Annotated in this window: 15 protein-coding genes and 3 pseudogenes; 13 read left to right on the top strand and 5 right to left on the bottom strand. The window is 42.9% G+C overall.

Annotated elements, in window-relative coordinates:
- Positions 1–280: 280 nt before the first annotated feature.
- From ANSO36C_RS10230 to ANSO36C_RS10220, 3 genes are all read left to right on the top strand, one after another.
- Positions 281–475 (top strand): heavy-metal-associated domain-containing protein, encoded by a 195-nt coding sequence (locus ANSO36C_RS10230; RefSeq protein ID WP_251959436.1) that lies wholly within the window; start codon positions 281–283, stop codon positions 473–475.
- 137 nt (positions 476–612) lie between these two features.
- Positions 613–2,916: a heavy metal translocating P-type ATPase gene (locus ANSO36C_RS10225; protein ID WP_251959435.1), complete on the top strand. Its 2,304-nt coding sequence runs from the start codon at positions 613–615 to the stop codon at positions 2,914–2,916.
- A gap of 19 nt (positions 2,917–2,935) precedes the next feature.
- On the top strand, positions 2,936–3,163 hold the full coding sequence (locus ANSO36C_RS10220; protein WP_251959434.1) for a hypothetical protein: 228 nt from the start codon (positions 2,936–2,938) through the stop codon (positions 3,161–3,163).
- 187 nt (positions 3,164–3,350) lie between these two features.
- On the opposite strand, the gene ANSO36C_RS10215 is transcribed toward ANSO36C_RS10220, so the two are convergent.
- Positions 3,351–3,782 carry a heavy metal-responsive transcriptional regulator gene (locus ANSO36C_RS10215; protein WP_251960294.1) on the bottom strand — a complete coding sequence of 144 codons (432 nt, stop codon included), beginning with the start codon at positions 3,780–3,782 and terminating at the stop codon, positions 3,351–3,353.
- A gap of 348 nt (positions 3,783–4,130) precedes the next feature.
- Between ANSO36C_RS10215 and ANSO36C_RS10210 the strand changes: the two genes are divergently transcribed.
- Positions 4,131–5,219, top strand: a complete 1,089-nt coding sequence (locus ANSO36C_RS10210) for an aromatic ring-hydroxylating dioxygenase subunit alpha (RefSeq protein WP_251959433.1) — start codon at positions 4,131–4,133, stop codon at positions 5,217–5,219.
- Positions 5,220–5,892: 673 nt separating this feature from the next.
- Here ANSO36C_RS10210 and ANSO36C_RS10205 read toward each other — a convergent pair.
- Positions 5,893–6,120 carry a hypothetical protein gene (locus ANSO36C_RS10205; RefSeq protein WP_251959432.1) on the bottom strand — a complete coding sequence of 76 codons (228 nt, stop codon included), beginning with the start codon at positions 6,118–6,120 and terminating at the stop codon, positions 5,893–5,895.
- 177 nt (positions 6,121–6,297) lie between these two features.
- Here ANSO36C_RS10205 and pipX point away from each other — a divergent pair, with 177 nt between their 5' ends.
- The gene (gene pipX / locus ANSO36C_RS10200) at positions 6,298–6,576 is read left to right on the top strand and encodes a transcriptional coactivator PipX (RefSeq protein ID WP_190940950.1); all 279 of its coding nucleotides are present in this window, start codon (positions 6,298–6,300) and stop codon (positions 6,574–6,576) included.
- The gene (locus ANSO36C_RS10195) at positions 6,573–7,241 is read left to right on the top strand and encodes a YggS family pyridoxal phosphate-dependent enzyme (RefSeq protein ID WP_251959431.1); all 669 of its coding nucleotides are present in this window, start codon (positions 6,573–6,575) and stop codon (positions 7,239–7,241) included. The genes pipX and ANSO36C_RS10195 overlap by 4 nt, the downstream gene beginning before the upstream one ends.
- Positions 7,242–7,358: 117 nt before the next feature.
- On the opposite strand, the gene ANSO36C_RS10190 is transcribed toward ANSO36C_RS10195, so the two are convergent.
- Positions 7,359–7,556 carry a hypothetical protein gene (locus ANSO36C_RS10190; protein ID WP_251959430.1) on the bottom strand — a complete coding sequence of 66 codons (198 nt, stop codon included), beginning with the start codon at positions 7,554–7,556 and terminating at the stop codon, positions 7,359–7,361.
- A gap of 68 nt (positions 7,557–7,624) precedes the next feature.
- On the opposite strand from ANSO36C_RS10190, the gene ANSO36C_RS10185 reads away from it, so the two are divergent.
- From ANSO36C_RS10185 to ANSO36C_RS10175, 3 genes are all read left to right on the top strand, one after another.
- Positions 7,625–8,224 (top strand): cell division protein SepF, encoded by a 600-nt coding sequence (locus ANSO36C_RS10185; protein WP_251959429.1) that lies wholly within the window; start codon positions 7,625–7,627, stop codon positions 8,222–8,224.
- Positions 8,225–8,330: 106 nt separating this feature from the next.
- Positions 8,331–9,149 (top strand): pyrroline-5-carboxylate reductase, encoded by an 819-nt coding sequence (gene proC / locus ANSO36C_RS10180; RefSeq protein ID WP_251959428.1) that lies wholly within the window; start codon positions 8,331–8,333, stop codon positions 9,147–9,149.
- A gap of 180 nt (positions 9,150–9,329) precedes the next feature.
- A complete protein-coding gene (locus ANSO36C_RS10175) occupies positions 9,330–12,005 on the top strand; it encodes a DEAD/DEAH box helicase (protein ID WP_251959427.1) in 2,676 nt (891 codons plus the stop codon).
- Between the two features lie 350 nt (positions 12,006–12,355).
- Here the strand turns inward: ANSO36C_RS10175 and ANSO36C_RS10170 are convergent, their stop codons facing one another.
- Positions 12,356–12,886, bottom strand: a complete 531-nt coding sequence (locus tag ANSO36C_RS10170) for a hypothetical protein (protein ID WP_251959426.1) — start codon at positions 12,884–12,886, stop codon at positions 12,356–12,358.
- A 538-nt stretch (positions 12,887–13,424) separates the two neighbouring features.
- On the opposite strand from ANSO36C_RS10170, the pseudogene ANSO36C_RS10165 reads away from it, so the two are divergent.
- From ANSO36C_RS10165 to ANSO36C_RS10150, 4 genes and pseudogenes are all read left to right on the top strand, one after another.
- A pseudogene (locus ANSO36C_RS10165) lies at positions 13,425–16,684 on the top strand (phycobilisome rod-core linker polypeptide); the annotation flags it as partial.
- A 389-nt stretch (positions 16,685–17,073) separates the two neighbouring features.
- Positions 17,074–17,563, top strand: a pseudogene (gene apcA, locus ANSO36C_RS10160) (allophycocyanin subunit alpha).
- Positions 17,564–17,628: 65 nt separating this feature from the next.
- Complete coding sequence (apcB, locus tag ANSO36C_RS10155; protein ID WP_069068902.1) at positions 17,629–18,117, top strand: allophycocyanin subunit beta; 489 nt, start codon at positions 17,629–17,631, stop codon at positions 18,115–18,117.
- A 225-nt stretch (positions 18,118–18,342) separates the two neighbouring features.
- A pseudogene (locus ANSO36C_RS10150) lies at positions 18,343–18,562 on the top strand (phycobilisome linker polypeptide).
- Positions 18,563–18,630: 68 nt separating this feature from the next.
- Here ANSO36C_RS10150 and ANSO36C_RS10145 read toward each other — a convergent pair.
- On the bottom strand, positions 18,631–19,635 hold the full coding sequence (locus ANSO36C_RS10145) for a hypothetical protein (RefSeq protein WP_251959425.1): 1,005 nt from the start codon (positions 19,633–19,635) through the stop codon (positions 18,631–18,633).
- Positions 19,636–20,122 lie beyond the last annotated feature (487 nt).

The following is a 20,122-nucleotide window of genomic DNA, read 5'->3' as shown; positions in this document are numbered from 1 at the left end:
GACACCAATGGACAGCTGTGCGTCCCTAACAAGGTATTTGTACCAATCTTAAAGTTAATACGTTGTATTTTGATGAGCAACGGTTACTCAGCTAAACCAAAGTTATAAAGAAATTTGAAGTTTAGCTAAAAACTTTTAAAAATCTCTAGACTCTCTAGCCGGCTAGAGAGTCTAGGATGAATTTAAGGCGACTTCCAACCAGAGATTTCTGACTGTTAACGGATGTCGCTGAGTCATCCACTTTGGTTTGGCTAGCTTTTCCACTCTATCCCGTAAATCTATGACTCTCCAACTCACAGTTCCCAACATGGCTTGTTCAGCTTGTGCAAGCACCATTACCAAAGCACTTCAAGCAGTCGATGCCAATGCTAGCGTTCAGGCTGATCCAACAACCAAGCTTGTCAGTGTAGAAACTCAAGCATCAGAAACAGCAATTAAGGAAGCATTGGCTGCTGCTGGTTATCCAGTTGTTTGAAGAAAAGGGACTGGGGAAGGGAACAGAACAGGGTACAGGTTACAGGGTACAGATTATTCCCTATCATCACCTGTCACCTGTCACCTCTCTCCTAACCCCAATCCCTAATCCCCAATACCTAATACCTAATCCACAGTATGGATACTCTTACACTCAAACTTCGAGGCATGAGTTGCGCCGCTTGCGCCAACAACATCGAAAAGGCAATTCGCTCTGTTCCTGGGGTAAAGGACTGCAACGTTAACTTTGGAGCAGAACAAGCCGCCATCAAGTACGATCGCTCTCTAGCAAATTTAGAGAAAATCCAAAGTGCGATCGCTGCTGCGGGATACTCTTCTCACTCAGTCTCTGAAGAATTGCTTTTTGAAGAAGATGATGCCGAGAAAGCTAGTAAGCAAGCATTACAACGTAAACTCTCTCTCAAGGTGTTAGTGGGAGGTGTAATCAGCATTTTCCTGGTTTTGGGATCGTTGCCTATGATGACTGGGCTGAACTTACCCTTAATTCCAAGTTTCCTTCAGAATTCTTGGGTGCAGTTAGTGCTGACAACCCCTGTCGTGTTCTGGTGTGGTGGATCTTTTTACCGAAATGGCTGGAAATCCCTTAAGCGCCATACGGCAACGATGGACACGCTGATTGCTTTGGGTACAAGTGCAGCATATCTATATTCTTTATTTGTCACTATTTTCCCGAAATTTTTTATTGCTCAAGGCTTGATACCTCATATTTATTACGAAGTTGCCGCTATTGTCATTACCTTAATTTTGCTGGGGCGGTTGCTAGAAAATCGCGCTAGGGGACAAACTTCTGAAGCAATCCGCAAACTCATCGGACTGCAAGCCAGAGATGCCAGAGTCATTCGTGATGGTAAAGAAATTGATGTTCCTATCGCCGAAGTCAGAATCAACGATGTGATTTTGGTGCGTCCCGGTGAAAAGATTCCGTTAGATGGCGAAGTAATTGCAGGCGCTTCGACGGTAGATGAAGCGATGGTGACGGGTGAAAGTTTGCCAGTTAAAAAGCAGCCAGGAGATGAGGTGATTGGGGCGACGATTAACGGTGCGGGTGCATTTCAGTTTCGGGTAACACGAGTCGGAAATGATACATTTTTGGCTCAAATTGTCAAACTAGTGCAACAAGCCCAAGGTTCTAAAGCACCAATTCAGCGCTTGGCAGATCAAGTTACAGGATGGTTTGTACCAGCTGTGATTGCCGTTGCGATCGCTACTTTCGTTATTTGGTTTAATTTCACTGGCAACCTCACTCTCGCAACAATGACAACGGTGGGTGTACTAATTATCGCTTGTCCCTGTGCTTTGGGTTTAGCTACTCCCACATCTGTAATGGTGGGGACAGGCAAAGGTGCAGAAAATGGCATTTTAATTAAAAGTGCCGACAGCTTAGAACTAGCACACAAAATTAAAACCATTGTTCTAGATAAAACTGGCACTTTGACTCAGGGGAAACCTACGGTTACAGACTTTGTAACTGTAAACGGTACAGCGAATGGTAATGAAATCCAGCTTTTACAGTTAGCAGCAACCGTGGAGCGTAATTCTGAGCATCCTTTAGCTGAAGCTGTTGTAAAATACGCCCAGTCTCAAGAAGTGAGTTTAATAGATGCAAACAACTTCGTGGCTAATGCAGGTAGTGGTGTGCAAGCAGTTGTTGCAAATCAGCTTGTGCAAATTGGTACACAACGCTGGTTAACAGAACTTGGAATTAATACCATCAGTCTCCAGCAGTATAAAGATGCATGGGAAACTGCTGGTAAGACAGTTATTTTGATTGCTGTAGATGGCGAACTACAAGGAATAATGGGAATTGCCGATGCCCTCAAACCTTCATCAACAGCAGTAGTAAAAGCTTTACAGAAGCTAGGTTTAGAAGTAGTAATGTTGACCGGCGACAATCGTAAAACTGCCGAAGCGATCGCAGGGCAAGTTGGCATCCAGCAAATCTTTGCCGAAGTGCGTCCAGATCAGAAAGCAGCGATTATCCAATCTTTGCAAGGGGAGATAGAGAGATTTGCCAATCCAAAATCAAAAATCAAAAATTCAAAATCCAAGATTGTCGCAATGGTGGGTGATGGCATAAATGATGCGCCAGCCTTAGCACAGGCTGATGTGGGAATTGCCATTGGTACGGGAACAGATGTAGCGATCGCAGCTAGCGATATTACCCTAATTTCTGGAGATTTGCAAGGAATCGTCACAGCAATTCAACTTAGCCGCGCTACTATCAACAATATTAGGCAAAATCTCTTCTTTGCCTTTATTTACAACGTCATTGGTATTCCCATTGCGGCAGGAATTTTGTTCCCCATCTTCGGTTGGTTACTCAATCCAATTATCGCCGGTGCTGCGATGGCTCTTTCTTCACTTTCTGTTGTTAGCAACGCCCTCAGATTGCGTAACTTTCAACCAAAAGCTATCTCATAATTGCAAGGTAATTTAGGAAATGTTCAGTAAAAAAATGCTTTGGGGAAGCCTTACAGCTTTAGTGCTTCTCACCAGAACATCAGGCGTAGCTTTAGCAGAAATGCCAGCCCACTCGCCAGAGCAAAACAGCCAATTTCACAGTATCGAGCAACCTTTAGGCTTGAAAGTTGGAGTTGCGATCGCAGGTTTAGCCTTAATTGGGCTAGAGTTGTGGTGGTTCCTTATCTATAAAAGTCCTGAATCCTAGATAAGGAACGAAGAAATTGCTTTATTTTTTAATTTTGAATTCCGCCTTGCGGTAGTATAGCGTTTCCCAGTCTAGTGAAGTACGTCCGTAGGGGCACGGCACTGCCGTGCCCTTACACCTTGCTATATAATTCTGTACTGCATCTGAATGATAACCGCTATAAAGTGCTTATTACAAACACTAAAAACTAGTTTGACAAAGTACTAGTATTTTGAATGATCGGACAAATTGTATTCTCATGTTGATCGCTGACATTCTTCCAGCCTGAAAGTAATCCCTTTATTTCAGAGCGTAAAGTTAACAACTGATCAATTTGGCGATCAATTTGCAAAACCTTCTCTTCAAGTTTCTCTTTAATGTCACCACAGGGAGTTTGCCCTTGGTCATAAACCTGAAGGATATTGACAATCTCTTCTAGGCTAAGACCAAGATTTTGTGCCCTTTTAATGAATGCTAGACGAGTTAGCACATCAAATGAAAACTGACGAAAGCCTCCCTCTGTTCGACTTAATGAATTGATTAAACCTAAACTCTCGTAATAACGAATTGTCCTAATGGAGATTCCGCTTAAATCTTTTACTTGACCAATTAAAAGTAGTTTTTTATCTTGAGTTAACATACTAGATTTTTCCATCTCTTGTAATTATTATTACATATTTCCCTATTTTTTAAGTTATTTGACAGTGTAGCAAAGTATTGGCATCAGTACTTGAAATTTTTACCTACTTAGAGATTTTACTAAGTTTTAAATTTTCAAGTATCTATTCTAAATGGATTTTTATAAAGTTTATGTGGTATTGAATTGGCCTATTTTTAACATATTTAATAACATTTTTTTAAAATTTAACCTGCTGATTTTTATCTATTTATTATTTAGTTAGTTCTCATAGTACTGAAAGTAACTGTTTTTTTTGAGTTCCCATGTTACTTCTAGATCAACTGCTTCACTTCAAGTGAAACCATAAAAATGAATCTCAACTCGCAGACTTATAGCTCAAACCGTAAAACTAAAATTTTCAATAATCCAGAGCGTTTTACTGAGGGATGGTATTGGGTAATACCCTCTCAAAATCTGCGGGTGGGTGAAGTAAAGCCTGTCACGATTTTGGGTAGAGAATTAGTAATTTACCGAGGTAAAGACAAAAGATTAGTTACCTTTGATGCCTACTGTCCACACATGGGCGCTCACCTTGCTGAAGGCAAGGTTGAAGGTAATGCACTACGTTGTTTTTTCCACCACTGGAAGTTTGATGCTGAAGGAATGTGTGTTGATATCCCATGTTTAGATACACCACCTTCTTTAAAGTTACAAACTTGGCCTACTGCTGAAAAGTACGGCATGATTTGGGTTTGGACTGGAGAAATACCACAACAACCCTTACCTTTTGTTCCAGAGTTGGAAGACAAAGAGTGTGATGTTGCTATCCATTCTCATTTTGTGATGAACTGTCACCCCAACGTGGTGATGATTAATGCCATTGATGCTCAACACCTCAATGCAGTTCACAAACTGCCAATAGAAATTATTTTTGAAAGACAGGAATTGAACGAAAATGCGGTTATCTTCAGTAATATTATACCCATCAAAGACAATTCATTTTTCATTAAGCTCATTCGTATTTTCTACAAAAATGCCATAACTTATAGTGTTTGCTATTGGTACGGTAGCATCGGCATTGTGACACTTGGCCCCGATTTTTTCCATGTCCATACGATGTTTGCAGTTCGCCTCCACGAAGGCGGAAAAGCTGAAGGTCAAATTCTGTTGATTACTAAGAAGCGTAAAGGATTTTTTGGTTGGTTATGCAATCGAATTGTGCTATGGCTGACTAAAATTGCAGGGAAGTTCTTTCTCATGGGTGATATCCAAGTTGTCCAAACAATTCAGTTTGATTTGAAAACTCCTATCAAAGCAGATCACTCAATCATGCAGTTTATTAATCATGTTGAAAAACAGCAATCCCTAATGTGGGGGACTTGGCAAGAAGGGCGATCGCGCGATGTGGAGAACAAGCCCAAGCGTGAGAGATGGCAAGATAAAATGAGTAATGACTAATTTGATGTCTATATGACCATAATTCCGTCAAATTACTTGGTCAATTAAACATACACGAAGTCATCCCGTTGTCAACAATCTTTGCAATAAATAAATCGGCTGTAGGGGCGTACAGATGTACGCCCCTACCAATGTGTATATAGCAAGTATTTTGGGGAATGGTATAACAATTAACAAAGGTTAAAAGTTTAACAAAACTACTGGGCTACCATATCAATAAAAAGAAGTGGCAAAGCCACTTCCTAATTCCCAGGTAGAACCTAAGTCATGAGTATAACGACTACAAAAATTTGAAATAGTATAAACAAACACCAATTAAATGAATATCTCTATTTTCCTTGTTTTCTGGTGGGAAAAGCCTGAGTTACATCCGCCAAATAACTGTATATTTATATAAGTTTCATGATTTCAGTGCATGCTCAATTTTATGCAGTTTATCGCTAAAATATGCCAGTTTTGCCCCTTCATCAAAAACCTGCTGTTCTAATTGAAACTTGAACTGGTAAATGGGTAATACGGGCTGGGACAATTTTGATATGGATTCAAACCCCAACCAAATTGGCAAAAAGACTCTTTCCCAGTCCTCAGTCCCTAGTCCCGGAGCTACCCAATCAATAGAAGGATAATAATATTATTCCTAAATACTCACTTGTCAGCTACAATTTTGTGCCATTCAGCGACAGTTGTGGCAGTATGGAAAGAAGTTGAAAAATTCGCTGTTGCCATTGGGAATTTCAAAGGGTGTTTTTCCTTGGCACGTCGAACCTCCAACAAGAGGAGCAGGACTATTTTCTGCCCTGTCTCTACAAATTAGTAAATTTAAGTCACCAAAGCAGATGGTGATGTTTATCGACCAGCCTCTACTTTCTAAATCTATGCTTCGCGGCTTCTGTTGCACCATTTCGCTTCACTACCACTAGCTTCATGTGCCAATTAGGAATTAGATCAAGGTCTTCGTAACCGCAGTTTCGCATTTTAAGAAAATATTCTGACGAATGTTGGTATTATCGTCTGAATGTTTGGAATTTACTGCGAAAAGATATATATACTCCCACGTTGACTACACCTTGACTCTTAAATGAATCCAGAAAACGCAGAAACTTACATAAACCATCCAACTTGGGGTTTACTCTACAAAATCTGTATGGTTGATGAGAACCAGGATTTGTTCACCACACTTTATGCCCAGCGCTTATTTTTTTTGGTGGCAAATGACGTTAAAGGTGTTAAATTCCAGTCTCTAGGACGTACTGAGGCTAGAATGATGTTAGAAAATCGCTTACGTACCCTGCGGCGTAGTGGACAGCCTCAAGAGTACGATCAGCTTCAGAGTGTTTTTCAACGCACCTTCCAATGAGCAGTTCGATTTCCGAACGTATTATTTCCATTCGCTCCTCACTACCGACATCAGTCAAATTGATTGCTGTTAGCAAGCAAGTTTCTGCCCAGGCCATTCGGTCTGCATACTCCGCAGGAATTCGTGATTTTGGGGAGAGCCGTATCCAAGAAGCCGCCAGCAAACAAGCCGAGTTGCAAGACTTACCGGATATTACCTGGCACTTTATTGGACATTTGCAAGGCAATAAAGCCAAAAAAGCCATCGAACAATTCCCTTGGATTCACTCCGTGGATAATTTGAAGCTAGCACAGCGCTTAGATCAATTAGCGCAACAGCTAGGAGTGAGTCCTCACGTTTGCCTGCAAGTGAAAATTCTCCCCGATCCCAACAAGTCTGGTTGGAGTGTGCCAGAGCTTTTGGCTGATTTACCCACACTCAATCAATACAAAAGTTTACAAATTCAAGGTTTGATGACAATTCCGCCTTCCGGATTAAATGATTCCGAAATTCTCAGTGTGTTTAATCTCAATCGTGAGCTAGCCAAAGAAATCCAGGAGCAAAATTGGTCGCACATTAAAATGCAACACTTATCTATGGGTATGTCAGGCGACTACGAACTAGCAGTGCAAGCAGGCGCGACGATGGTACGATTAGGAACAATATTGTTTGGCGATCGCTCTTAGCCGAATAATATCAGCCTTGCAGGTCAGTATTAATAGAAGCGAAAGGTTGATGACAAGAATTTTGTAACAGACTGGTGCAATCCGAAACAAAGGATATAGTATTGACAAGAGCAATCGCTAAGGCAAAATGGGGTATAAAGAAGTTTCCTTCGGATAAACCTTAGGATATAATCTTGACTCATTATTATGTTTAGGCGATGCACAGACCTTTCCAATAAGTGTCAGTTCATCGCCAAAACCCATACTATGGGCTACAAATAGCAATACAGTTGCTGAAGTATCCACAGATGTAGCGTAGTTTACCACCCTAGGCATCGCTCCTAGTTCAATCAATCCTAAGCCAAGTCAATACAGGCTATTCGCACCAGGAGAGTACACACACAATGAACAATATATTTTCCAAACTCAGAGACTTTGTGGGTCTAAATGAGCAAGTAGAATACGAGTATTACGAAGAAGAACCAGAAACAGATAATAATTACCAAAATCTGTATCAGCAAGAAAATCCCCAACCAGCACCGCAAGAGAGTACAGCCGCTCAAAATCGACGTTGGCGGGAACCAGTGCCTACAATGGGAGATGATATGACAGCAGGTCAAAAGCCAATGGGGAATGTGATTGGTATGCCAGGAGCAATTAACGGAATTTCGGAAGTTTTAGTACTTGAACCACGCACCTTTGAAGAAATGCCCCAGGCAATTCAAGCACTGCGAGAACGGAAGTCAGTGGTATTAAATCTGACAATCATGGATCCCGATCAAGCTCAACGAGCAGTAGATTTTGTTGCAGGTGGTACTTACGCACTAGATGGACATCAAGAACGCATCGGTGAGAGCATCTTTTTGTTTACACCAAGCTGTGTCCAAGTTAGCACCCAAGGTGGCGTTCTTCATGAAGTACCACAACCGCCAGCACGCCCCTCTCGTCCTACAGGTACTCCAAATCCAACCTGGGGTAACGAAACTAACCGGATGGCACAATAAAGTTAAATTAGTATTTAGTCCTTTGTCCTTTGTCATTTGTCCTGGATTTTGCTCATAGTGACAAATGACAAACGACTAATGACTAATGACCAATGACTAATGACTAATGACTATAAAATTTGGCTTAATTGGTGGTGGGGTAATGGGAGAAGCGCTCTTATCCCGCCTTATCGCGCGTGGAATTTATCAATCATCAGAAGTCATAGTTAGCGAACCGCTATCTTCCCGCTTAGATTTTTTAAAACAGCAATACGGTGTTGCTGTAACGACAGATAATAGCCGGGTTTTCACCGAAGCAAAAGAAGTTCTATTTTTGGCAGTGAAACCGCAGGTATTTAGTGCGATCGCTCAAGAATTAGCAGATATTGATATTCTTAATAGAGAACATTCACCCCTGATAATTTCCATATTGGCGGGTGTGCCTTTAAGTCAGCTAGAAGCTGCATTTGTGCAATTGCCAGTGATTAGAGCAATGCCCAACACCCCAGCAACTGTGGGAGCAGGAGTTACCGCGATTTGTTCAGGTGCATATACCAATGCCAAGCATCACCAAATAGCACAGCAAGTTTTTTCTGCCGTAGGCGAAGTTGTGGAAGTGTCAGAAGGGCTGATGGATGCAGTTACAGGGCTATCTGGTAGTGGCCCGGCTTACGTGGCGCTTATGGTAGAAGCACTGGCAGATGGCGGGGTATCCGCAGGTTTACCTAGAGCAATTGCCAATCAACTAGCCTTGCAAACCGTACTGGGAACAGCGAAACTGTTACAAGAAACCAAAATGCACCCAGCAGAACTCAAAGATCGTGTTACCAGCCCCGGTGGTACAACCATTGCGGGAATTGCCAAGCTAGAACAGGCAGGATTTCGTTCCGCGTTAATTGAAGCAGTCAAAGCTGCCACAGAGCGATCGCAAGAGCTGGGAAAATAAAAAGGGGGAATGGGGAATGGGGAATGGGGCATGGGAAGATGAGGGAGATGAGGAAGTAGGGGAAGAACATTAATTTATTTACCAATGCCCAATGCCCAATGCCCAATGCCCCATTCCCAATGCCCAATGCCCAATACACAACGTTAGTATAGTAAACAATCTGGTTGCAAATGTGATTGAGTGAATTATCCTGCACCGTCTCCAGAACTTGACTTAGGGACTATATTTCCCTTTGATCTGGATCAATTTCAAAAAGAAGCGATCGCGTCCCTAAACGCCGGGCGCTCCGTAGTCGTATGTGCGCCGACAGGTTCGGGCAAAACATTAGTCGGGGAATACGCTATTTATCGTGCCCTGGCGAGAGGAAAACGTGTATTCTACACGACTCCCCTAAAGGCGCTGTCGAATCAAAAATTACGTGACTTTCGAGAAAAATTTGGGTTTGATCAAGTCGGATTGTTAACTGGAGATGCTTCCATTAACAGGGATGCACCGATTTTGGTGATGACGACGGAAATTTTCCGAAATATGCTCTATGGCACACCCATTGGGCAAATTGGTATCTCATTGGTAAACGTTGAAGCAGTGATACTTGATGAGTGCCACTACATGAACGATCGCCAGCGCGGTACTGTTTGGGAAGAATCAATCATCTATTGCCCCCGTGAAGTGCAACTGGCAGCCCTCTCAGCAACGGTTGCTAATAGCGATCAACTCACCGATTGGCTAAATCGCGTTCACGGGCCAACAGACCTGATTTACTCCGATTTCCGCCCAGTTCCCTTGGAATTTCACTTTTGTAATCCCAAAGGGTTATTTCCCCTATTAAATGACAGTAAAACCAAAATCAACCCCCGCCTTCAGAAGAAAAAGGGGAAAGGGGGAGAAAGAGATAGAGGGAGAAATGGTAGGCCGGAAGCTCCTGGCATAATTTTTACCCTCAGCCAGTTAGAGCAACGGGATATGCTCCCAGCAATTTACTTTATCTTCAGCCGCCGGGGATGTGATAAAGCAGTGGCGGAAGTGGGTGATTTATGGCTGGTAAATAGTGAAGAGTCCCAAATTTTACGCGAACAAATTGATGACTTTTTAGCCCGTAATCCCGAAGCAGGGCGTTCTGGGCAAATTGCACCCTTGTACCGAGGAATTGCTGCTCACCATGCTGGGATTTTGCCTGCTTGGAAAGCACTGGTAGAAGAACTATTTCAGCAGGGGCTAATTAAAGTAGTATTCGCCACCGAAACATTAGCTGCGGGAATTAATATGCCCGCCCGGACAACGGTAATTTCTACCCTTTCAAAGCGTACCGACACCGGACACCGCCTATTGAACGCTTCCGAATTCTTGCAAATGGCGGGACGAGCAGGCCGGCGGGGGATGGATAAACAAGGTCATGTCGTGACAGTCCAAACTCCCTTTGAAGGAGCCAAAGAAGCGGCGTATTTGGGAACATCCAAGCCAGATCCTCTTGTAAGCCAATTTACGCCTAGTTATGGCATGGTACTTAACTTACTGCAAACCCACACCCTAGAGCAAACTAGGGAGCTGATAGAGCGCAGTTTTGGGCAGTACATGGCCACCTTGCATTTACGGCCAGAATACGATGAGATAGCGGAACTGCAAACACAGTTAGCTCAACTTCATGAGCAAATCGCCGCAGTTGATGAAAATGAACTGGCTCTTTATGAAAAATTGCGGCAACGCCTGAAAGTCGAACGCCAGATATTAAAAACCTTGCAAGAGCAAGCACAGGAAGATCGCCAAGAAGAATTGGTGATGATGTTGGGCTTTGCAGTGTCAGGAACTCTATTGAGTCTCAAGGGCAAAAATATCACAGTGTCTTCACCCGTAACCGCAGTGTTAGTGGGAAAATCGCCTGGTTCTGGTCAAGCTCCCTACTTGGTATGCTTGGGGCGTGATAATCGCTGGTATGTGGCAACCACAGGGGATGTAGTCGATTTATATGCCGAACTACCGCGAATTGAAGTACCACCTGATTTACTACCACCGCCAGAGATGCCCTTGAAACCAGGACAGTCGCGCCGTGGTAACGAAGAAAGCTTTGCGATCGCAGTGCGTATTCCTGATCCGATAGAATCATTGCATCTAGCACCAGAAGTCGCAGAACAACTCAGCCGCACTACCGCCGTCCAAGAACAATTAGAAGCTCATCCCCTACATCAATCAGGCAATGCAGCAACACTTTTTAAGCGCCGGGCCCGTTATGTCGAACTAGAAGCCGAACTCGAACAGGTGCAAGGGCAAGTAGAGCAACAGTCACAACGCCATTGGGAAGAGTTTCTGAATTTAATCGCAATTCTGCAACACTTTGGCGGTTTAGATAACTTAGTACCTACAGTATTAGGGCGAATTGCTGCCGCCATTCGAGGTGAGAATGAATTGTGGCTAGGTTTAGTATTCGCTAGTGGCGAATTGGGCAACTTAGATCCGCATCATTTAGCAGCAGCAGCAGCGGCTTTGGTGATGGAAACACCCCGTCCAGATAGCAAGGTTAACTTTGAGCTTAGTAGTGAAGTGGCAGAAGCCTTGAAAAAATTGCAGGGAATTCGCCGCCAAATGTTCCAAGTACAACGGCGGTATAACGTAGCCCTGCCGATATGGTTGGAATTTGAGTTAATTGCCATAGTGGAACAATGGGCGCTGGGAATGGAATGGGTAGAACTCTGCGAGAACACTACCTTGGATGAAGGCGATGTGGTGAGAATTTTACGCCGGACGTTGGATTTATTATCGCAAATTCCCCACGTTCCCCATTTACCAGACTCTTTCCAGCGTAATGCCTATCGGGCGATGCAGTTGATTGATAGATTCCCTGTGAATGAGGTAGTTGAATAAGGAACTTCCAAAGAAAAAATACTTATACCCGCATTTCTCACAAGCTCAAGGCGTTTGATGGAGCAGAGAGAAGTAATGAGTAATGAGTAATGAGTAATGAGTAAAAACTTCTTACTTCTTACTCATTACTTATTACTTATTACTTCTTCCCGGCACTTGCACAGGCTTTAAGAGGTGTGGTGAGAAATCCGGGTTATAGCGTTTCTCGCTTACGTGAGGTACACCCATTGGTGTCAACTTAAGAAGATAAAGCCCAAATTTGTTGGGTGTAAGCGTCAATCTCAAGGGTGGCGTTTACGCCTTGCTTTAACTAATCCAAACAGCTTTTAAAATTACGAATTACGAATTAGTTAAACGTCGCATTGATTGGTTTGGCAATATTTAGCATTATCTATAAACTCTTGCAACTTATTCAAGGGAATTATCTGCAATGATGAGCCACCCTGCACTTCAGCAGCGATGTAAGCAAACTTTTGTCCGCGATAATACTGGTCACGTCCAACTTTGCTGATATATCGGGACTTCTGGAAGTCATTGGCAATATTAGAATTATAAATATTTTGTAACAATTTCACTGCATTGGCATTTTTTGTGGTGAATTTGAGGCGTTTATCACCACTAACGGTTATGCCTTCTTTATTCACTGTTCCATTTTGAGAAGTGACATCAGCATAGAAGTATAAATTTCCCTTTGTACCCTCATAGCCGTGGGCTTCGCTGTTGTATCTCAGAGTTGGTAGTAAAGGTCTGGTCTTTGCCCACTTAACAACAGTACTGATATTTTGCTCCGGAAGCGCATTTGCAGGAGTGACAGCTAAAATAACTGCGATCGCAGACAGTGTAGCATTGAATAAATAGTTAAATTTACAACTTTTGCTCATAGTATTTTCCCTAGATAAAATGTTGATAGCTAAAGCTTAATTCAACGGAATTTAAGAATTATTTCCCGTTGGCGTTATTTATGAGTATTTAGCTGTTAGTAGCAAAAACAACTTAACATCGACTAATGACTACTGTCCACCGACATTGCCGTAGGCAATTTGATTTCAACTAAAATTTTGTATAAGTTGTAATAATCGTAGGGTGTACACAGCCACAAACATCAAAATAGAGGCTTCCGGCATCATGTAGACCATGCCGAACCTACTTCGTAGTTACAAAACTTAGATTTTGTCTCAGCCAAACAAGAGTATGTACTCTTGAGAGTGGATGTATCTAAGCTACGGTTCTACATAGTTCTTAATAAACCAGCTTTGAGAACGCAAAACGTTCTAATCTAAAAGCTAACCGGGTTAATTTACTGGCAGTTTTGCAGGCGCTACTCTCAAGCTGATAAAGCACAGACGCACCGATGTGTCAAGCCTCAAAGCGACCCAGACTTAACACATAAATGATTATGATGGGAGTTTTACAAATCCGATGAGTGTTAAGGCAAGTGGTGGAAGCTCAGTTGCGCGTCCGCAACTATATCAAACCCTAGCTGTAGCGACAATTACCCAAGCCGAGCAGCAAGACCGCTTTTTGGGAAGTGGTGAATTAAATGAACTGGCAAGCTATTTTGCATCTGGTGCAAAGCGTCTAGAAATTTCTCAGACGCTGACGGATAATGCCGAGATTATTGTATCTCGCGCTGCCAACCGGATTTTTGTCGGTGGTTCGCCAATGGCTTTTTTAGAAAAGCCCAGAGAAGTAGAAATAGTACCTGTTAGCGCTGGTGCTAATGTTCAGCAAGGGATGCAACTGGGAACTGTAACCTACGTTGAAAGTCGTGGTGGGTTCTTAGAAAATTTACGATCAATATTTAACTCATCCCCCAGTGGCCCGACACCTCCGGGTTTCAGACCAATTAACATTGCTCGATATGGCCCAGGTAACATGGCCAAGAGCTTGCGGGATTTATCCTGGTTCTTGCGCTACGCTACTTATGCGATCGTTGCTGGCGACCCCAACATCATAGCGGTGAACACACGGGGTTTGCGGGAAATAATTGAAAATGCCTGCTCTGGTGAAGCAACGCTGGTAGCTTTACAGGAAATCAAAGCTGGGTCACTTTCCTTTTTCCGCAAAGATGCTGAGGCTACAGAAATCGTGTCTCAGTACATGGATGTTTTGTTAACAGAATTCAAAGCAGCCACACCTTCAAATAAAGTTCGTCAACGCCCCTCTAGCGACCAGCAAGGGTTGGAACTGCCGCAAATTTACTTTAATGCAGCAGAACGCCGTCCCAAGTTTGTGATGAAAACTGGGTTGTCAAGTAGCGAAAAAAATGAAGTAATCAAGGCTGCATATCGACAAATTTTTGAGCGCGATATTACCCGTGCTTATAGCTTGTCCATATCTGACATAGAATCCAAGGTGAAAAATGGCGACATCTCCATGAAGGAGTTTGTTCGTCGTCTAGCTAAATCTCCCCTTTACCAAAAACAGTTTTACCAGCCTTTTATTAACAGCCGAGTCATTGAACTAGCTTTCCGTCACATTCTGGGACGGGGCCCAAGTAGCCGCGAAGAAGTACAAAAATACTTCTCGATTGTTTCTAACGGTGGTTTGCCAGCCTTAGTAGATGCCTTAGTAGATTCTGCTGAATACAGCGACTATTTTGGCGAAGAAACAGTACCTTACCTCCGGGGTCTTGGTCAAGAAGCACAAGAATGTCGTAACTGGGGGCCGCAGCAAGACCTGTTTAACTACAGTGCGCCTTTCCGCAAGATACCTCAGTTTATAACCACATTTGCGGCTTACGAACAACCACTACCAGACCAACATCCTTACGGTTCTGGTAATGACCCCTTGGAAATTCAGTTTGGGGCGATTTTCCCGAAAGAAACTCGCAACCCCAGCACCAATCCGGCTCCTTTTGGCAAGGATACCAAACGCATCCTGATTCACCAAGGGGCAGGGATTAATAACCAAAATAGTAATCCCAGAGCGCGGGGTGAAGCTCCTGGTACTCTTGGGCCTAAGGTGTTCAAGTTAGATCAACTACCTGGTACTAGAGGTAAAAAGGCTGCCAAAAATTCTAGCGTCAGATTCTCCGAAAGCTCGACGCAAGCATTCATTAAAGCAGCTTACCTGCAAGTTTTCGGTCGCGATCTTTACGAAGGTCAGCGCCCAAAGGTATTGGAAATAAAGCTAGAAAACGGCGACATCTCTGTACGGGAGTTTATCCGTGCTTTGGCTAAGTCGGATGTATTCCGCAATCTGTACTGGACATCGCTCTATGTTTGTAAAGCGATCGAGTATATTCACCGCCGCTTGTTGGGTCGTCCGACTTATGGTCGTCAAGAACTCAACAAGTACTTTGACATCGCTGCCAAAAAAGGCTTTTATGCGGTGGTTGATGCCATTATTGACAGCGTAGAATACACTGAAGCATTTGGTGAAGATACAATTCCTTACGAACGGTATCTGACTCCTGGTGGTGTATCAGGGCGGCAATTGCGCGTTGGTAGCATTCGTGAAGATGTTGCGGCGAAAGTTCAGAAGGAAGTAACGCCAAGCTTTGTGACACTGGGTACAGTCACAGAAAAACGGTCAGAACCAGATGTTCAGTTCCGCGTTAACCAAGGTGTCAGCAAGCAACGCGAACAAACCAAAATCTTTAAGTTGGTGGCGAATACGAGTGACAAAGTTGCAGTGCAAACGTTGATTAGTGCTGCATATCGTCAAATTTTTGAGCGGGATATTGCACCCTATATCGCCAAAAACGAATTTACAAAATGGGAAAGCAAGCTGGGGAATGGCGAAATTAGTGTGAAGGAATTTATTGAAGGTTTGGGTTACTCTAACCTCTACCTGAAAGAGTTCTACACACCTTACCCGAACACCAAGGTGATTGAGTTGGGAACCAAACACTTCTTGGGACGTGCGCCATTAGACCAGGCAGAAATCCGCAAGTATAACCAAATTTTGGCTACTCAAGGTATTCGTGCCTTTATTGCTGCTTTGGTAAATAGTGTGGAATATAACAAGGTATTTGGTGAAGATACGGTGCCTTACCGTCGCTTCCCGACCCTACCTGCGGCAAACTTCCCGAATACGGAGAAGCTGTACAACCAGCTTACCAAGCAAAACGATGACGTAGTTGTACCGAGCTTTAAGCCAGTGCAACCGCGTGTAGGAGTTAGCAACGATACTCCGCTTTTGACCCAAGCGATCGCAGATATTGCAGCGCAAACAAACGGTAAGCTCTCATTTGCTGAACTGGGTCGTTCCTACAACGATGGTAGCGGACAAACCGTGGAACAGGGTGTGCGTAAATATGCACGCATTTACCGTCTAACGGAAAGCACCAGCCAAGCCGAAAAAGAACAAGCAATCAACGCCATTTACTGTCAAGTGTTGGATGTATTTAGCGGTGAAGTGCCTGATAATTTCCGCCGTACTGACCTAGAGGGCAAGCTCCAGAACGGTGAAATTTCCGTGCGGGAGTTTGTGCGTGAACTAGCCAGTTCCCAAATCTATCGCCAGCGCTTCTTGTCACCTTATCCTCATGCCAAGGTGGTTGAGTTACTCTTCCGCCACCTCTTGGGGCGTACACCCGCAAATCAGGAAGAAATTAGCCAGTACAACAAGGTGCTAACCGATAGCGGTTGTCATCTGCTGTAGAAGCAATAGTCGAAAGTCCAGAATATGGCCGCTACTTCGGTGAAGATGTTGTACCTTACAACCGCTTCCCAATAGGGAATAGGGAATAGGGAATAGGGAATAGGGTACAGATTATTTACTGTCCCCTGTCCCCTATAACCCCTCCCCTATAACCTTTGTAACCTTTCGTAATAACGCTCTCAGATTGCTGCTGAAAGAGTAAATTCTGAAAAGCAATATTACAAAGTATTAAGAGCAGTCATAAATGCTCAACAGAATGCCGGAAAATGTTTTGCGTAAGGTAACTGAGTTTCAAAGCTTGCGTACTTAATATGGCTCAAGCAAACTCGTAATTTATTAGCCGTAGCAGTTATTAAACTGTTGTGTCTTAAAGGACGAGAAAACAAACTCAGTAAACCAAATTTAAAGTCGCACCAGTTTAATCAAATCCTGGTTTCATTCGTATTGGAGGAATCCATTAATGAGTATTGTCACGAAAGCTATCGTGAATGCTGATGCAGAAGCCCGCTATCTCAGCCCTGGTGAGTTAGATCGGATCAAATCCTTTGTTGGAAGTGGTGAGCGCCGTCTGCGGATTGCTCAAGTTTTGACAGAAAATCGCGAACGGCTCGTTAAGCAAGCTGGCGATCAACTGTTCCAAAAGCGTCCTGATGTTGTGTCTCCTGGTGGAAACGCTTACGGTCAAGAATTGACTGCTACTTGTCTGCGTGACCTAGATTACTACCTCCGCCTCGTTACCTACGGTATCGTTGCTGGTGATGTAACCCCCATCGAAGAAATTGGTGTTATCGGTGTCCGTGAAATGTACAAGTCCTTAGGAACTCCTATCGATGGTGTTGCTGAAGGTATCCGTGGAATGAAGAATGGCAGCTGCAACATTGCTCTCTGGTGATGACGCTAGTGAAGCTGGTGGCTACTTCGACTACCTAGTTGGCGCTCTTCTAGGATAGGGTAAACCTGTTTACCTACTGAAACAGAAGTATTGCAATACGGTTGGAAATAAGGAATTAACAACATGGCTCAAGACGCAATTACCGCTGTCATTAACTCCGCAGATGTTCAAGGTAAATACCTCGACTCTTCTGCTTTAGAAAAGCTAAAAGGCTACTTTGCTACTGGCGAACTGCGGGTACGTGCTGCTAGCACCATCAGCGCTAACGCTGCTGCGATCGTCAAAGAAGCTGTAGCAAAATCTTTGCTGTACTCTGACATCACCCGTCCCGGTGGTAACATGTACACCACTCGCCGCTATGCTGCTTGTATCCGCGATTTGGACTACTACCTCCGCTATGCCACCTATGCAATGTTGGCTGGCGATCCTTCCATTCTGGATGAGCGTGTACTAAATGGCTTGAAGGAAACCTACAACTCTTTAGGAGTTCCCGTTGGTGCTACCGTGCAAGCTATCCAAGCCATCAAAGAAGTAACCGCCAGTTTGGTAGGTTCTGATGCTGGTAAGGAAATGGGCGTTTACTTAGACTATATCTCCTCTGGCTTAAGCTAAGAACTAGTTTGCGTTTAAGAATTTAAGTGCGGCTTTATTAAGGTCTGGAAATCAGCCGTGAGTGCTAGAACGTTATATTGCTTATCTTTGGTTAATTATCAGTGATGAGTGTTTGGTGGTCTAGTATTGATGTTTGATTTCCAGCCTTTGAATGATTAAAAGATTTGCACTCAAGATTTTGAGATAAAAAAGTTTTCACAAGGTATACAGGAGATTTTCAAAATTATGTCCCGTTTGTTTAAAATTACTGCTCTAGTTCCAAGCCAAACCCGAATTCGTACCCAACGCGAACTCCAAAATACTTACTTTACTAAGTTAGTTCCCTATGAGAACTGGTTCCGTGAACAGCAACGCATTCAAAAAGCAGGCGGCACAATCATCAAGGTGGAAACTAGCAACTGGTAAGCAAGGTGCTAATACTGGGTGTCATAATTGCTGTAGATAAAACATTATTTTAGAGAATTGCTAAGAGGTCGAGAAAGACCTCTTTTTTATAGTTAGGATTTTTGCAAATCAAAAATTAAACATATTTAAAAGGCGATACCCACGAGTATATAGCGGAACTGGAGCGTCAGCATTCTGTTTATTCTTAGCCTGTTCAACAGTTTCATCAAACACAATTAACCTTTCCTTACCAACCTTCAGCCAGTCTTCATAAGGCACGCTCATATCTTCTTCAATACCACCAATATTAGGTGCGACCATTGCCCGATAAGCTTCATTGAATTTTCTGCGGAACCGGAAATCTACTGAAATTCTTAGACCTTCAGTTTTCCTTCTTACTGTTTGATGCAATCCACGGGCATCATTAAAGTACATTGTGCCGTGTTGTAGTTGTGCTTCTGTGTAGGAGACAACCATTGGAATATCCCAACCTTCATCGAAGTCTGACATCACTTGCATAGACTGTAATTCCATTTCGCGGGGCATTTCACCTGCTTCGATAGTGATATTATCGATGTCACCAAATAATGGTAGAACCACTACAGTTGCATCAGCAGCAACACCTGCCCAGACATCGCTATGGCACTTTGAGCTAGCGAAGGGTAAACCCAACTTCTTGGCGTCAGTTTTGCCGTAGACCATGCGGAGATTGACCGGTAAATCCACTGCATCAATCAGGTCATTTGCTCCTAGTTCGTAGAAAGCTTCTGCGACGCTCTTTTGAAAGAGGTTAAATGCCAAAATGTGTTCTCGCTTGGGCATTAAAAGACCAGTGCCGGTATAGTTCGGCAAAGTACTTCTTGCTTCCAGTAGCCGTTCAAGCATTTCAGCTTCCGAAAGAATGATGGGACTATTCAGACACGCTGAAATATAACCCGCAGCAGCAATTCGGATTTGCTGAAATAACTCAGGCTTTAATGTGTGTTCAAACAGTAGTCGGTACTGTCGCTTTGTAGCAATTTTATCAGCAAGCTCATCAAAGAGGCGATCGCCAAGCTCAGAAAATGCAATCGCACGCTCATATTGTAAGCGATCGCGCACTGGTGATTCTCCTAATAATTCTTCTAACATCATGTCTTCCAACGTTATTCTAAATTAGCTAAATAACTCATGTATCCAAAGCCATTTCGTTTTTAAAACGAATCTAGCTATTACAAATTAACAATATTTTTCTCTTTATACTTCGTAAAATATACTGTTTTATTTATCTTGGTTATCTTTATTAAAAGAGTTAATTTTAACTTTATTAGTAAAGCAAAGATGAAGTTGGAGCTTAAAAAACGAACTGTCTATATATAAAATTGCTATCAACTAAGTAACAAGTTAAGTTCATGAAGTTAAATATAGTTTAGCTGTTTATATTTTAAAAAAACTAACAAGATAATAATACTTAGGGTAGTTTTTCCTTGAAAGATATAAATCTTAGACTCAAAAATAGCAAGCAAGCTAAAATCGGTATAATCAACATTATCAACAGAATATATTAATTGTTAAAACATATACATCCACTATTTCACTCTATCGGACTAAATTGATTCAGGTAAGCATAAATACAATAGAA

The sequence above is a fragment of the Nostoc cf. commune SO-36 genome (assembly GCF_023734775.1).
Lineage (GTDB): Bacteria > Cyanobacteriota > Cyanobacteriia > Cyanobacteriales > Nostocaceae > Nostoc > Nostoc commune_A.
Note: the sequence above shows the minus strand (reverse complement) of the source record. Positions and strands in the feature narration are given on the sequence as shown.